The sequence below is a fragment of the Granulicella sp. dw_53 genome (genome assembly GCF_018449545.1).
GTDB lineage: Bacteria > Acidobacteriota > Terriglobia > Terriglobales > Acidobacteriaceae > Edaphobacter.
Map to the genome: position 1 here is coordinate 242,629 of NZ_JAAVUR010000002.1, position 14,121 is coordinate 256,749.

Consider the following 14,121-nt stretch of genomic DNA (forward strand, 5'->3'; position numbering starts at 1 on the left):
CTAGCTCCTCGCCGCCAGGATGGCCTTGGTCAGCTCCGGCACCACCTCGAACAGATCCCCCACCACGCCAAAGTCCGCCACCTCGAAGATCGGTGCATGCTCGTCCTTGTTGATCGCGATCACCGCTTTCGACCCCTTCATCCCCACCAGGTGCTGAATCGCCCCAGAGATCCCCACCGCCAGATACAGCTTCGGCGCCACCGTCTGCCCCGAGCTCCCCACCTGCCGCTCCATCGGCAGCCAGCCGTTATCGCAGATCGGCCTGCTCGCCGCCAACTCCGCACCTAACGCATCCGCCAGCTCCTGCACGATCCCGATATTGTCCTGCTCGCCAATTCCGCGTCCCACCGACACAATCACCTGCGCCGCGCTCAAATCCACCGTCTGCGCCGACTCCCGGAACAGCTCTCCCGGCTTGCTCCGAATCTGCGCCGCCTCAATCTCAGGCACAAACACCTCAGCAGCAACCGCCTCCCCGGCCTCTACATCAGCCCGAAAACTCCCCGCCTGTACCGAAACAAAACAAGGCCCCGCCCCGGCCTGCTTATAATCCGCATTCAACTTGCCCTGCAGAAGCTGCCGCACAAACACCGGCCCATCCTGCACCCCAATCACATCGCTGATCAACACCTGCCCGAACCGCGTCGCCAGCTTCGGTGCGAAGTCCCGCACCTGGTACGTATGCGGAAACACCACATACCCCGGCCCCAGCTTCTTCACCAACTGCTCCAACGCCGCACAATACCCATCCGCCGTATAGTCCTTTAGCAGCGCATGCTCCACCGAGTAAGCCTTGGCGACGTCACTCACGCCCGCCCCACCACCCGCTCCCAGCACTGCCACCGAGCACTCAGCCCCCACCTTCGCCGCCAACAGCCGCCCCGCCGCCACCGCCTCAAGACTCATGCGGTTCAACACCCCGCCCCGCTGCTCCATCACTACCAGAACTCCGCTCATAGCACCCTCACCTCAAACTTCAGCTTCTCCACTAGCTTCGCCGCAACCTCCGCAGACGTCCCCGTCAACATCTCCGTCTTCTTCTGCTTCTCCGGCAGATAGACTCTCTCCAGCGAGACCGCCCTCGCCACCGCAGCTCCCGCCAAAACTGTGGCCGTCTCCTTGGTCTTCGCCTTCTTGATCCCCATCAACGTCGCATACCGCAGCCGGTTGCCTCCACTCTGGATCGTCAACAGCGCCGGCAGCGGCATCTCTACATGCTGAAACCACCCATCCTCCAGCTCCCGCTTCACCTTCACCCCTCCATCGACCACCTCTACCTGCATGATGATCGTGGCATGAGGAATCCCCAACAACTCCGCCATCACCACTCCCGTCTGCCCCAGTCCCAGGTCCTCGGATTGTAACCCCGTAAGTATCAAATCCGGAGCCTCCCCCTTCACCGCATCCGCCAGCATCCGAGCGATCCCGAGCGTATCCCTCTCCCCCAAATCGTCCGCCTCAAGATGGATCGCCCGATCCGCCCCCTTTGCCAACGCCTCCCGCAGCGTACTCACCACCCGCTCCGGCCCCGCACACACCACGACGACCTCGCCGCCGTTCTTCTCCTTCAACTGCAACGCCTCCTCCAGCGCATAAGCATCCGGCTCATTGATGGTGTACGAAAGATCGCCCTCGTCAATCCACTTGCCATCCGCAGCCACGCGAATCTGCGCATCCCGTTCCGGCACCTGCTTCACCGCCACCAAAATCTTCATATCTCTCCCATCACCCTTTCACGTCTGGCAAAGCCCGCGCCGTCAACTGCGCAATATCCAACAACTGCGGCTGCACCTGCCCACCGCCCACTGCCGACACAGCATCCCGAAACATCGTATTGCAAAACGGACAAGCCGTCCCAATCGTCTGCGCGCCCGTCTCCATCAACTCCTTCGCCCGCACATGGCTCACGCGCTCGCCACTCTCCTCCCCCAGAAACGCCAGTCCTCCACCCGCCCCGCAACAGAAGCTCCTCTCATGCGACCGCTCCGCCTCCACCAGCGTCCCCGCCAAAGCAACGATCTCTCGCGGCTCCTCATACACATCCCTGTACCGCCCCAGATAGCAAGGATCGTGATAGACAATCGACTCTCCCGCCGCAGCGACCTGCTTCGGCAACCGATCCTTGTACCGAGCCATAAACTCCGAGTGGTGCTCGATCTCCGGCGCAATCCCATACTCCCGCCAGTCGTTGGAGATCGTCCTCACGCAGTGCGGACAGATCGCCACGATCTTCTGCACCTTCGCCGCCTCCAGCGCCTTCAGCCCATACTCCGCCATCGTCTGAAACACCAGATCGTTCCCCAGCCGCCGCGCTGGGTCCCCCGTACACTTCTCTTTCTTCAATACCCCAAACGTCGTCCCCAGGTAACTCATCACACGCGCGAAATCGGCAATAATCTCGCGCCCTTTAGGGTCATACCCACCCATGCATCCCAGCCAGAGACAGTACTCCTGCGAGCCATCGAAGATCGGCAGACCTTGTTTGGTTACAAATTTATCCCGCTCCATCGCGCTCAGCCCCAGCGCATTCCCATTCTTCTCCAGCGCCAGAAACAGCTTCGTCCCATACGTGTCCTCCCACGCGCCGGTGTTGGTCGCGCCCCGCCGCAGCCCAACGATAATCGGCAGGTGCTGAATCCCCACCGGACACTGGTACTCGCAGCTCCCGCAGGTCGTACACTCGAACGCCGCCTCCATGCTCATATACCTGTTCGGCGGATTATCCGGACTCTCCACCCGAGCCTCGCTCAACAAAGCCATCTCCGAGGCCGGTCCAAACTCATTCAGGTAAGACCGCATCCCTAAAATAATCTCCTTGGGATTAAGCACCTTGCCCGTCGTCGAAGCAGGGCAGTGCTCCGTGCAACGCCCGCACTCCACGCAGCTATAAGCCTGTAACGAGATCAGTTGCGTAATATCCTTGCCCGCCACCAGCCCGAAGTCCTCATCGCCGCTCAGCGGCGGAATCTTGGAGAACCCATCCCGCTTCAGAAACACCGTCAGCGGACTCAGCACCAGGTGCAGATGCTTCGTATGCGGAATCAGCGGCAGAAACACCAGCAGCGCCAGCGTATGCGTCCACCACAGCGCCTTCACCGCAACCCCGCCCGGCTCTACAAAGAACGCCGCAAGATACGTCACCATTAGCGCGAAGATCAGCAGCGCAATCAATCCCGACTCATACGAAACCTTCTCGCCCAGCCAGACCGGCCGCACAAAAAAGCGCCGCACAAATAAGCCCGCAATCGACACCGCCACCAGCAGCGCCCAAACCCCCGCAAACACAAAGTAAAAACGCCCTACAACCCCATCAGGCGTCAGAAACCCCAACTCCACACCCGTTGCAAAGTGGTTCAGGCTCACCAGCGCAAACGCCAGAAATCCCCAGAACACAAAGGCATGCGCCACCCCCGGCAACGGCCTCTGCCGAATCACCTTCGCCTGGCAAAGCACCTCCCAGACGAACTCCCACACCCGCCGCCCCACCGGCCGCAGCGAAAAGTCCGCATCCTTCTTCGAGTGCAAAATCCTGTTTAGAATCGGCGCAAAGCGCCAGAAGAACAACCCGCCCGCCGCCATCACGCAGGCCACCAGCAACCCCATCTCCAGCCCGGAAAACCGCTCAGGCTCCGCCAGCGTAGCGGAGATTTGGAAGTTGGAAAGCAGAATCACGCCCGGAAGACGGGCACCCCACACCGCGACACACCCTGCATCGGCCATCCGAACCCATCCGCGGGCAGCGCCTCATGCAGCGCAAACTCGCATCCTGTGCAACTGCGGAAGGCCGGGACTCATCGGCTACAAGCTAGTAGCTGATGAACTCCGTGCTCCCGCGGCGCAGACGCAGCCCCGCAAGTCCAAACACCACCGCCGCCGTAAACGTAGCGAAGTTCCAGTACGCCACCGGATGAACCCAGCCCGGCGAATACGTCAGATCCTGTCCCGTCCACAACGTCAGCAGCGCCGAAACGACGGTGCATTGCAGGCAGATCACCAGGAAAAGCTGCCCACGGCGGCGGCGCTTGTCCAGCAATTCAACCTCGTCGGGGTTCAGGTTCCGTTCTTCGGGGGAAAGCAGTGTGTTGGCCATTGCGTTCTATCGTCTCCTGCGGCTTGTGCCTCTAGGCTTGTGGCTCTAGCGGGCGGCTGCGGTGGTCTTCAAATTTTGGTTCTCGCCACCCGGTTCGAACCCTCCGCCCCGGACAACTTAGACTCCCCCATTAAATCACAGCCACGCCCCAGCCCAACCCGCAGTCGAAAGAACATCTCCGTCCACGAGCCGAAAGCATAACGGAACCCCCACCCACCCGTAAAGCCAACCCCCACCACAAAAGCCAAACCCACCTATAAAGTTCGGATCGGACACAAAAACGGGTGCCCCACCCTTTTTTGCAGCTTCATCGCAAATGGGGTGGGGTATCGTGCGGAAGCACGACCGCACTCCTATTCCAGCCCCAACCACTCGGGTGCCCGAACCACGATCCTTAGCTCACCTCGTCGCCGTTATTCGGACGCAACCCTTGCATTTGCAAGAATTCAGCACGGTATCACCCCCGCAAGTCTAAGCAAACACAACGCTTACGCTCAGGCAGTAGGGGTGGGCGAGCACCTAGATAAACGCCACCGACTGGATCCCGGCCACGTCGAACCGTTTCCTGCAGCGGATATTCTTGCACCCGACCAGGTCATCCCGCCGCACCATGTAGCTCTGTGCCTTGGCGAACCGCGCCCGGTCCCGGTCATCCGCGCCTCGCGGCAGCTGCGCCTTCTTACGGCGCACCAGCCAGCTCAGTTCATATTCGCCCTGTTGCCCGCAGTGTGGACAAGTCATTACGTGCGTCCGCTGCTCCGGCCGTTCATCGAAAAAATCCCGCTCTTCCATCCGGCACCTCATTGCACCGCGCGCACGCCTCAATGGCCTGCTGAGTCCGCGGTGTCGCACCTGCGAAGACGAGTATATTGCATAATCACCATGGGCCTGGAGCTCCCAAGGTGTCTTTATGAGCAAACCCAAGAAGCAGGTCTTCTCCAAAATCAAGGCCGTCAAAGCCAACGCCCGCGACCGTGTAGGCACTCCGCCTCCGGAGCGCGTCCTCCCCGACCCCAAACAGAAGGCCGCAGCCAACCCGAAGCACAAGCAGACCCTGGCCGACCTGCTCAGCACCCCAGGAGAAGATGCATGAACCCTTCCCGCCTCGCCGTCCTTACCCTCTGCGCAACCGCACTGGCCTCCGTCCCCAGCCACGCCCAGTCCCAGCCTCAGGGTCTCCAGCTCAACAAGGACAACCGCAGCATCGCCGTCACCGCCACGGACCGCGTCATCGCCCAGGCCGACGTCGCCACCCTCCACATCGGCTACATCGTCTACGGCGCGGATAGCCCCGCCGCCTACGCCTCCGGCTCCCGCGTCTCGAACGCCATCGTCGCCGCCCTCACCAAGGCCGGAGTCCCCGCGGACGCCCTCGAAAGCGAGAACCAGAGCATCTCTCCGGTTCAGGACTACCAGGTCCAGAAGCTCACCGAGGCGGAGAAGGCTCAGCGCAAGTTCCAGGTCGTCCAGAGCTGGACCCTCCGCAGCAACGCCAAAGACGCCTCAGTGCTCCTCGATGTAGCGGTCAAGGCCGGAGCCAACCAGTCCGGCCAGATCGACTGGTCCCTCAAGGACGAGAACGCGCCGCAAGCCGAAGCAGCCTCTAAAGCTCTTCAGCGTGCTCGCACCGTCGCCGCCCAGATGGCGGCCGGCATGAACGTCAAGCTCGGCAATCTCATCTACGCCAGCAACGAGGTCCAGTCCGAACCCGTCCGTCCCCTCATGCGCGGATTGGCTCAAGCGAGCATGGCCATGGATAAAGTTCAGCCCCTCGCCATCAATCCCCGCCGTGTGGAAAAGTCGGCCACCGTCTACGCTGTCTTCGCCATCGAATAGACTGGCCGCGCAATGCAGTAAGAGATATTGTTATGTGGTCCCGAGGTCCTAAATATGCCCGTCCAAGAATACCGCGAACTCAAACCGACCCCCGAAGCTGAAGCGATCTTTCGCCGTTGGCTCGCTCATCTGAACGACGAGTTCACTCGCCATACGGATGTCAATCGCCGCTCCGAGATCGTCCGCGACGAGCTCATCCAGCTCTACCTCGGTCGTCCCGTCGGTGGACGCAAGCAAGCCACCCTCGTCACCGAGCTCCCCACCAACGTCATGCTGGAGTGCTTCGACCCCCGCAACGTAACCCTCGAGCCCGAGTACTATGGCGACATCGACGCCGAAAAGTACGGCCTCCGCAAGCCCCTCATCTACTTCTGGCAGATGTTCGACCGCTCGCCCGCCGGTCTCAACCACTGGCTCGGCTTCCGCTTCCGCTGCATGCTCGGCCGCCACATCTTCCGCCACCTCGGCAAGGGAGTTAAGATCTTCCACAACGTCGAGTTCACCTACGGCTACAACCTCACCATCGGTGACAACTGCACCGTACACAAGAACGTCCTGCTCGACGACCGCGGCGAGATCATCCTCCACGACGGCACCAGCATCGCCGACTACGCCAACATCTACTCCCACACCCACGACATCAACCACCAGGCCGACGTCACCAACAAGGTCACCGAACTCGGCCCCAAGGCCCGCGTCACCTACCACGCAACCGTCCTCGCCGGAGCCAACATCGGCGAGAACGGCATGCTGGGAGCCATGGGACTCGCCACCAGCCCCGTTCCCCCTAACACCGTCTCCGTAGGCATCCCCGCCCATCCCAAGAAGGAAAAGGACCCTACCGCATAGGCCGCACTACTTAAGTTTCTCGCGCAGCAGATCGTCCACATCGTCGAGCTTGTCGGTCAAAAGGTTCAGCCGCTTCGCCAGATCTTTGATCTCCGACTCCGCTCGCCGGTTGACCTCGTAGTCCAGCTCACCGCGCAGCCTGTCCTTGGTGTCCTGCCGGTTCTGGCTCATCATGATCACCGGAGCCTGAATCGAAGCCAGCATCGACAGGAACAGATTTAGCAGGATAAACGGATAGGGATCCCACGCCCGTCCGCGCAGCGCCACATTCAGCGTCGTGTAAGCCACCAGCACCACGCCGAACGAGATAATGAAGTTCCACGATCCACCGAACCGCGCCACAGCATCGGCAACTCGGTTCCCGAAAGTGGCCTTTTCGTCGATCACCTCGTTCGGATTACGCATCGCTCGTCCTCGGACCAGTTGCTGATGCGCATGCAGCTGCCTCGCCAACACCGTCAGCATGTCCATTCCTGCCATCGGCTTCCGCTGCAGCAGAATGGAGATGTCGTTCCTGTCCACCTCCAGACAGGTCGTCTCCTCCAGCGCCATGGCGTTGGTCTGATGCGCCGTCTGCTCCAGCATCGAAGCAAACCCGAACAGCTCGCCATGTCCCGGCGTATCGACCAGCACCTCCTGGTTGTCCTCATCGACGGTGGTCACCTGCACACCGCCCGACATCAGCACATAGGCCCCGCCACTGGGGTCCCCGATCTTGTAAATCCTCTGCCTCGCCGCGAACTTCCGCAGCTCTACCTGCGCCGCCAGGACGGCCAGTTCTTCATCATCCAGTAAGGCAAACAGCGGAATGTGTCTCAATTCGGTCGGATCGCAAGCCACTCATCACCTCGGTACGTTGGTCACACTACAGTCGGAGTCTATCTGCCGCTCCGTACCCCGTCTGCATTCTTTCGGTAAGCTAACAAATATGAGTCAGCAAGTCGTCCTCATTTTGTTTCAAGTTGTCGTCCTGGTCCTGGCCTTCAGCGTGCACGAGTGTGCTCACGCCTGGACAGCCTGGCGTCTGGGCGATCCCACCGCCAAGATGCTCGGCCGGGTGACCCTCAATCCCGCCAAACACCTCGACCCCTTCGGTTCGGTCCTCTTCCCGCTCATCGGCCTCGTCTACGGCGGAATGCTCTTCGGCTGGGCCAAGCCCACCCCCGTCACCGCCCGCAACTTCAAGCACTACCGCCGCGACGACATCCTCGTCACCCTCGCCGGCCCCGCCAGCAACCTGCTCTCGGCCTCCATAGCCCTCATCCTGCTCGTCATTCTCAAACACGCGATCGAAGGCGGCAGACTCGCCATTATCACTGCGGTTGCCCTGGCCGACCATTACCCCGGCGTCTCGACCGAGAATCTGCCCGCACTCTTCCCCATCGCTCTCTTCCTCTACTTCGTCATCCTCATCAACCTGGTGCTCTTCGTCTTCAATCTCATCCCCGTCCCACCCCTGGACGGCAGCCGCATCCTCCGCCACTTCCTGCCCTACAAAGCCCTTCAGGTCTACGACCGCATCGGCATGTTCGGAATGTTCATCATTATGCTGCTCGGCGGAGGCTTTATCTTCCGCATCTTCCTCTCGCCCTTGCAGAGCACCTTCGACACACTCCTCTTCACCCTCTAACCGCGGTCGATCGCCATTTCCCGTATCATTTCCCTTGGACCGGTATGTCTGAACAAAACCTCATCACCCCGCGCCCCCGCGTTCTCTCGGGCATGCGCCCCACCGGCCGCCTCCACCTCGGCAACTACATGGGCGCCCTCTACAACTGGGTCCAGCTCCAGCACCAGTACGAGTGCTACTTCTTCATCGCCGACTACCACGCCCTCACCACCGACTACGCCGACACCAGCAAGCTCAAGGAGAACATCCGCGAGGTCGCCCTCGACTTTCTCGCCGCCGGCCTCGACCCTGCTCTGTGCACCCTCTTCGTTCAGAGCGCGGTTCCTGCCCACTTCGAGCTTCACGCTCTGCTCAGCATGATTACCCCGGTGACATGGCTGGAGCGCGTCCCAACCTACAAGGACCAGCAGGAGCAGCTCAAAGAGAAGGACCTCGCCACCTACGGCTTCCTCGGCTACCCGCTCCTCCAGTCCGCGGATATCCTCGCCTATCAGCCCGCATACGTTCCCGTGGGTCAGGATCAGGCGGCCCACGTCGAGATCACTCGGGAGATCGCCCGCCGCTTCAACTCGATCTATCCCGGACGCTTCTCCTTTGGCTCCGAAGCCGCCCCATGGGAACTCGAAGCCGTAAAAACCAAGGCACGCAAGATCGTGGCTCAACCAGACAAGAACCAGTTCACGACCCACGAGCTGGTCCAGGCCGCACACCAGACCAAGCTCAAGTCGCCCTGGTTTGTGGAAATGGTCCTTCCTGAACCCGAACTCCTCCTGACTCCGTCGCCCAAGCTCCCGGGCACCGACGGCCGCAAGATGTCTAAGAGCTACCACAACACCATCCTGCTCTCTGACCCGGAGTCTGAGGTCCGTGCCAAGCTTAAGACCATGGTCACCGACCCTGAGCGCATTCGGCGTTCCGACCCCGGCAACCCCGATGTCTGCCCTGTCTTTGATCTTCACAAGGTCTTTTCCTCGGAAGAGACCCAGCAGAACGTCCGCGAAGGCTGCACGACCGCTGGAATAGGCTGTATCGAGTGCAAAGGCTGGCTCGCAGACGCTGTCGTTAAAGAACTTGCCCCAATTCAGGAGCGCCGCCTTTACTATGAGGCCAACCTCACCAAGGTGGACGAGATCTTTACGGATGGAAATATCCGTGCCGCCAACCGCGCAGCTCAGACGATGAAGGAAGTACGAAGTGTTGTAGGTCTACTCTAACCAAAGATGCCTGACGAAACCCTACAACCCGAACCTACCCCCGGCTCAGATACCACTGCGACCCAAGAGCCAGCCGCCACACGCCCTGAAGTTGAAGTGGCAGCACCTTCTCCAGCCGAAGAACTATCTCCAGTAGAGCCTCAAGCCCCTTTCATCCTCGAGCCCAAGCCCATCCTTCCGCCGCCCGAGGCCAAACGCCCCACCGCGGACAAGGAAGAGGCCTCGCAGTCGCCCTTCTCCATCACCGTTGGGCAGGTCTACGACGGGCCCTTCGATCTTCTGCTCGACCTCATCCGCAAGCAGAACATCGACATCTACGACATCCCCATCGGCCGCATCACCTCTCAGTTTCTCGAATACACCCATCACCTCAAGCAGACCGACGTCGATGCCGCCGGCGAGTTCATCTACATGGCCTCGCTCCTCATCCACATCAAGTCCAAGACCCTGCTGCCCCGCGACCCCTCCGATCCCACCGGCGCAGACTCTGAAGATCCCCGCCGCGAGCTCGTCGAACGCCTTTTGGAGCACGAACGCTTCAAGGCTGCCGCCCAGATGCTCATGCAGAAGCAGCAGATCGAAGAGGCTACCTGGACCACGCCCGGTCTGCGCAACTTCCGCCGCGACGCTGGGGAGAGCGGCTCCATGCTCAACGAAGACCGCGAGATCGCCGCCGACACCGTCGACCTCGTACGCGTCTTCCAGGAGATCCTTGCCCGCCTCCGCGCCCGGCCCATCCTCAACGTCGATGAGGAGTCCGTCACCGTCGCCCAGATGATCGACTACGTGAAGCGCCGCCTGCTGATGGAGGACAAACCCGTCTCCCTCCGCCGCCTGCTCCACAACACCCACACCGAGCGCGCCCTCATCTGCATGTTCCTGGCGATGCTGGAGCTGGTCCGCCTGCAGGCGGTCCTGCTCCACCAGCCCGTCCTGCAAGGCGACATCCTCATCAAGAAGACCGAAAACTTCGACACTGTCTTCGCCGACCAGCAAGTAACCCGAGACGACTGGCGCTAACCCAAGCCACCAATAGCTAGACCGGCACTACAGCGGGTGCCCCATCCTTTTTGCAGTCTCACCGCAAATAGGGTGGGGTATCGGGCGCAAGCCCGACCGCCTTCCTTTCCCAGCGCCTACTTCGGTGGGTAATCCCACGCCCCCCAGGAGCTGTTTGGGGACACCCCTCCCCCCGCCTTTTTGCGCAAGTTCTTTATTCGACGACGTTTCGTCTTGGACTGTTTTGGGCGGACCCGAACAAAGACGTGGTGGTTTCGAACTCAAGTTTGGCAAGGAACTAGCGTGGCCACCGCGCTGAGCGGCTCCTTTATTGCTTCTCTTTCTATTTTAGAGAATGGAGCATAACTAAAGTGCCACTTGGATCTTGATGATTTCGGAGGGGTTAGGGGGTTTTGGGGGTTGACATGCGATTTTGCTGGGTTTCTGCAAAAACAAAATGTAAGACAACAGCAAATGGTTGATCTTTGCAGGTTGTGGAAGATTTTGCCGGGCGACTTGAACAGGGCCAACAGACACAAAGAAGCCCCGGCCTCAGCCAGGGCTTCTCACCTGCTAAGAGCAGGGCTACTTCTTGCGGCGTCGTACCACCGCTGCCAGCGACATAATGCCGGTTCCCATCAGCGCCAGTGTGCCTGGCTCAGGGGTAACGCCCGTCGGAGGAGGCAGGATGCCGGTGAACTCTATGTTGTGCACCTCGCCCGTCTGGCCGATCTGCGCGGCGATGAAGTTGCCGGCCATCTGTGCGTTTCCGCTCAACAACGCGAACGGAGCCAGAATCGACGCGCTGAATTGCGAATTGATCGTCACCGTCTGAGCGTTGGCAAAGTTGAATAGGATCTTCGAGTCCGCATCGCTGTCGCCTGAGGTCTGGTTGCCGTTGTAGTACAGGCCCGCGCCAAGCGTCACATTTGTGCCAGCTACATTCACGATGATCGTCGAACCCACCGGTGCCTCGATATCGATGTTGTGGTTGTTGCTGGCAAACTGCGCCGCCGTGATGTTGAAGACATTCAGCGTGCTGCTTGTGCCCTTCAGCACCAGCCACGATGGATTGCCGTTCACAGGAGTTGGCGCGCCGACCACCCCATTCGGAGCCAGTCCATTCAGCACCGCGGTCTGCAGATCGAGTGACGTCCGCAAGGAGTCGAAGTCGATCCCGGAGCTGCCCGTCGCCACCCGGTGACCGCCGTCGTTGAAGTTGAAACTGCCGTTTGAGCCTGCGGCATAGGCATTTCCGCCCCCGTTCATATTGAACGTCTGCCCGGCCACCAAGCCATTCGTCGAAACCAGCCCATAGGTAGCGAGAGAGCCGTAAGGATCGCCATTCAGATGGCTGCCGATCGTCGTTCCGGCCAGAATCCTGTCGGCTGCCGCCACCCGTCCGGTTACGTCTGCCGAAGTCGAGATGGTGCCTTGCAGAGTCGATGAGCCCAAAGCCAGCAGGTTGTAAGCGCTGGCAATCCCGAAGGGAGCAACCGAATCAGCGTGCGCGACTGCCGCGAACGAACTTAGTGCAAGGGCGGTAAAAAGTACCTTATGGAAGGTCATAATTACAGGGAGAAGCAATTGGATGGCCAAGCTGCGATGCCAATATGGGACAAAATTACCCGGTTATTGCCTATGGCCTACAGAATGTGAAAATATTTGCGCTTTTCTTTGGGGAAAGGGGAATCCTTTTCCGAAGGGCAGGGCAGCATGGAATTCATGAGCGCCTCTGGCTTTGCACAGGAATTGTTCGTCCTGTAACCGTGCATTCAAGGAGTCTGACTAGGCTCAAGCCACTTCGACCAATCCAGAACTGAAGGTGACTGCACCGTGGCTACTTCCGTAACTGACTCAGCTTCCATCGCCTCAGGCTCTCTGCTCGACCAAAAGCTTGCCAAATCATCGCCCGGCAAATGGGGCATGATCATCTTCGCCGTGATGCTCGTAGGTGGACTGGTCTACATCATCAGCCGCCTCTCCGATGATCTCTCCATCGTCCATCAGGCGTCGATCTTCCCCTACGTCCTGCTCGGACTCGCGCTGCTGATCGCCCTTGGATTCGAGTTCGTCAACGGGTTCCACGATACCGCCAACGCGGTCGCCACGGTCATCTACACCCACTCGCTCGAGCCGCATATCGCCGTGGTCTGGTCGGGCATCTGGAACTTCATCGGCGTCCTCACCAGCTCCGGAGCGGTGGCCTTCGCCATCATCTCGCTGCTGCCCGTCGAGCTGATCCTCAAGGTCAGCAAAGGCTCTGGCTTCTCAATGGTCTTCGCTCTCCTGGTCGCGGCGATCCTGTGGAACCTTGCCACCTGGTATCGCGGTCTGCCCGCCTCCAGCTCTCACACGATGATCGGCTCGATCCTCGGCGTCGGCGTCGCGAACCAGCTCATGCAGGGCAACTCGGGAACCTCAGGCGTCGATTGGGAGCAGGTCACCAAGGTCTTCAAGGCGCTGCTCATTTCTCCCGTCGTCGGCTTCGCCTGCGCCGCGCTGGTCTTCCTGCTCTTCAAGGCCATCGCCAAGGATCCCCGCCTCTACAAGGCTCCTGAAGGAACCGCGCCGCCACCGTTCTACATCCGGGCGCTGCTCATCCTTACCTGCACCGGAGTCAGCTTCGCCCACGGCTCCAATGACGGCCAGAAGGGCATGGGCCTTATCATGTTGATCCTCGTCGGCACCGTCCCCACGGCCTACGCGCTCAACCACACTGTCACCGCCGCTCAGGTCCAGACCTTTGCCGCCGTCTCCACGGAGGTTGCCGGAGCGATCGGCAACTACGTCGAACCCGGCATGGTCCTGCAGGAGTCCGGTCCCGAGCTCGAAAAGTTTGTCAGCACCAAGAAGTACGAGCCAGGCGTTATGCTCGCCCTCCAGCAGATGATCACGGACATCCGCAATGAGGCGACAGGCTACGGATCGCTCAGCAAGGTCCCGCAGCAGATGCAGGCCAACGTTCGCAACCAGATGTACCTCACCAGCGAGACCCTTCGCTTGCTGCCGAAGTCCGACGCTCCCAAGATGTCCGACTCCGACATGAAAGCGATCAGCAACTACAAGAAGTTCCTCGATACCTCCACCAAGTTCATTCCCTCCTGGGTGAAGGTCGCGGTCGCCCTCGCACTGGGCCTGGGAACGATGGTCGGCTGGAAGCGCATCGTGGTCACGGTAGGGGAGAAGATCGGCAAGACTCACCTCACCTACGCGCAGGGAGCCTCCGCGGAGCTCGTCGCCATGTGCACCATCCTGGCTGCGGATAACTACGGACTTCCGGTCAGCACTACCCACGTCCTGTCGTCCGGAGTGGCTGGAACAATGGCCGCAAACCGCAGCGGTCTCCAGATGTCGACCATCCGCGACATCGCCGCCGCCTGGGTCTTCACGCTTCCGGCTGCCGCGCTGCTGTCTGGAAGTCTCTTCTGGATCTTCAACTTCATCGTGAAATAAGCTGCTTCCTGCAGAAAACAAAGGCTCGTCTCGCGACGAGCCTTTGT

General features: G+C 60.5%; 14 protein-coding genes. 7 read left to right on the forward strand and 7 right to left on the reverse strand.

The genetic code is table 11. From position 1 onward, the window contains the following. The 5 genes from HB393_RS03945 to HB393_RS03965 form a co-directional block, all read right to left on the reverse strand. On the reverse strand, positions 1-957 hold the full coding sequence (locus HB393_RS03945; RefSeq protein WP_213803851.1) for an electron transfer flavoprotein subunit alpha/FixB family protein: 957 nt from the start codon (positions 955-957) through the stop codon (positions 1-3). Then, entirely contained in the window at positions 954-1,715 is a 762-nt protein-coding gene (locus HB393_RS03950; RefSeq protein WP_213803852.1) for an electron transfer flavoprotein subunit beta/FixA family protein, read from the reverse strand. The genes HB393_RS03945 and HB393_RS03950 overlap by 4 nt, the downstream gene beginning before the upstream one ends. Positions 1,716-1,725: 10 nt before the next feature. Beyond that, positions 1,726-3,720: a heterodisulfide reductase-related iron-sulfur binding cluster gene (locus HB393_RS03955; RefSeq protein WP_213803853.1), complete on the reverse strand. Its 1,995-nt coding sequence runs from the start codon at positions 3,718-3,720 to the stop codon at positions 1,726-1,728. A gap of 85 nt (positions 3,721-3,805) precedes the next feature. Next, positions 3,806-4,090: a hypothetical protein gene (locus HB393_RS03960; protein WP_213803854.1), complete on the reverse strand. Its 285-nt coding sequence runs from the start codon at positions 4,088-4,090 to the stop codon at positions 3,806-3,808. Positions 4,091-4,609: 519 nt separating this feature from the next. Next, positions 4,610-4,882, reverse strand: a complete 273-nt coding sequence (locus HB393_RS03965) for a hypothetical protein (protein ID WP_213803855.1) — start codon at positions 4,880-4,882, stop codon at positions 4,610-4,612. A 118-nt stretch (positions 4,883-5,000) separates the two neighbouring features. Here HB393_RS03965 and HB393_RS03970 point away from each other — a divergent pair, with 118 nt between their 5' ends. The 3 genes from HB393_RS03970 to HB393_RS03980 are packed head-to-tail and all read left to right on the forward strand — an operon-like array spanning position 5,001 to position 6,775. Continuing rightward, on the forward strand, positions 5,001-5,183 hold the full coding sequence (locus HB393_RS03970; protein WP_213803856.1) for a hypothetical protein: 183 nt from the start codon (positions 5,001-5,003) through the stop codon (positions 5,181-5,183). After that, positions 5,180-5,926 carry an SIMPL domain-containing protein gene (locus HB393_RS03975; RefSeq protein ID WP_213803857.1) on the forward strand — a complete coding sequence of 249 codons (747 nt, stop codon included), beginning with the start codon at positions 5,180-5,182 and terminating at the stop codon, positions 5,924-5,926. Before HB393_RS03970 ends, HB393_RS03975 begins: the two co-directional genes overlap by 4 nt. 54 nt (positions 5,927-5,980) lie before the next feature. Next, complete coding sequence (locus HB393_RS03980) at positions 5,981-6,775, forward strand: acyltransferase (protein ID WP_213803858.1); 795 nt, start codon at positions 5,981-5,983, stop codon at positions 6,773-6,775. Positions 6,776-6,781: 6 nt separating this feature from the next. Here HB393_RS03980 and HB393_RS03985 read toward each other — a convergent pair whose 3' ends face one another. Further along, positions 6,782-7,615 carry a DUF1003 domain-containing protein gene (locus HB393_RS03985; RefSeq protein WP_213803859.1) on the reverse strand — a complete coding sequence of 278 codons (834 nt, stop codon included), beginning with the start codon at positions 7,613-7,615 and terminating at the stop codon, positions 6,782-6,784. Between the two features lie 88 nt (positions 7,616-7,703). Here HB393_RS03985 and HB393_RS03990 point away from each other — a divergent pair, with 88 nt between their 5' ends. From HB393_RS03990 to HB393_RS04000, 3 genes are all read left to right on the forward strand, one after another. Further along, positions 7,704-8,405: a site-2 protease family protein gene (locus tag HB393_RS03990; RefSeq protein ID WP_213803860.1), complete on the forward strand. Its 702-nt coding sequence runs from the start codon at positions 7,704-7,706 to the stop codon at positions 8,403-8,405. 44 nt (positions 8,406-8,449) lie between these two features. Next, a complete protein-coding gene (gene trpS / locus HB393_RS03995) occupies positions 8,450-9,619 on the forward strand; it encodes a tryptophan--tRNA ligase (protein ID WP_213803861.1) in 1,170 nt (389 codons plus the stop codon). Between the two features lie 96 nt (positions 9,620-9,715). Next, positions 9,716-10,639: a segregation/condensation protein A gene (locus HB393_RS04000; RefSeq protein ID WP_345945017.1), complete on the forward strand. Its 924-nt coding sequence runs from the start codon at positions 9,716-9,718 to the stop codon at positions 10,637-10,639. A 564-nt stretch (positions 10,640-11,203) separates the two neighbouring features. Here HB393_RS04000 and HB393_RS04005 read toward each other — a convergent pair. Beyond that, positions 11,204-12,217, reverse strand: coding sequence for a choice-of-anchor A family protein (locus HB393_RS04005; protein ID WP_213803863.1), 1,014 nt, complete (start codon positions 12,215-12,217; stop codon positions 11,204-11,206). A 237-nt stretch (positions 12,218-12,454) separates the two neighbouring features. On the opposite strand from HB393_RS04005, the gene HB393_RS04010 reads away from it, so the two are divergent. Next, a complete protein-coding gene (locus tag HB393_RS04010; protein ID WP_213803864.1) occupies positions 12,455-14,074 on the forward strand; it encodes an inorganic phosphate transporter in 1,620 nt (539 codons plus the stop codon). The last annotated feature ends 47 nt before the right edge of the window (positions 14,075-14,121 follow it).

Bases quoted from the DNA above. Each gene is read 5' to 3' on its own strand.
- HB393_RS03945 (WP_213803851.1), bottom strand. From the start codon at position 957: ATGAGCGGAGTTCTGGTAGTGATGGAGCAGCGGGGCGGGGTGTTGAAC.
- HB393_RS03950 (WP_213803852.1), bottom strand. From the start codon at position 1,715: ATGAAGATTTTGGTGGCGGTGAAGCAGGTGCCGGAACGGGATGCGCAG.
- HB393_RS03955 (WP_213803853.1), bottom strand. From the start codon at position 3,720: ATGGCCGATGCAGGGTGTGTCGCGGTGTGGGGTGCCCGTCTTCCGGGC.
- HB393_RS03960 (WP_213803854.1), bottom strand. From the start codon at position 4,090: ATGGCCAACACACTGCTTTCCCCCGAAGAACGGAACCTGAACCCCGAC.
- HB393_RS03965 (WP_213803855.1), bottom strand. From the start codon at position 4,882: ATGGAAGAGCGGGATTTTTTCGATGAACGGCCGGAGCAGCGGACGCAC.
- HB393_RS03970 (WP_213803856.1), top strand. From the start codon at position 5,001: ATGAGCAAACCCAAGAAGCAGGTCTTCTCCAAAATCAAGGCCGTCAAA.
- HB393_RS03975 (WP_213803857.1), top strand. From the start codon at position 5,180: ATGAACCCTTCCCGCCTCGCCGTCCTTACCCTCTGCGCAACCGCACTG.
- HB393_RS03980 (WP_213803858.1), top strand. From the start codon at position 5,981: ATGCCCGTCCAAGAATACCGCGAACTCAAACCGACCCCCGAAGCTGAA.
- HB393_RS03990 (WP_213803860.1), top strand. From the start codon at position 7,704: ATGAGTCAGCAAGTCGTCCTCATTTTGTTTCAAGTTGTCGTCCTGGTC.
- trpS (WP_213803861.1), top strand. From the start codon at position 8,450: ATGTCTGAACAAAACCTCATCACCCCGCGCCCCCGCGTTCTCTCGGGC.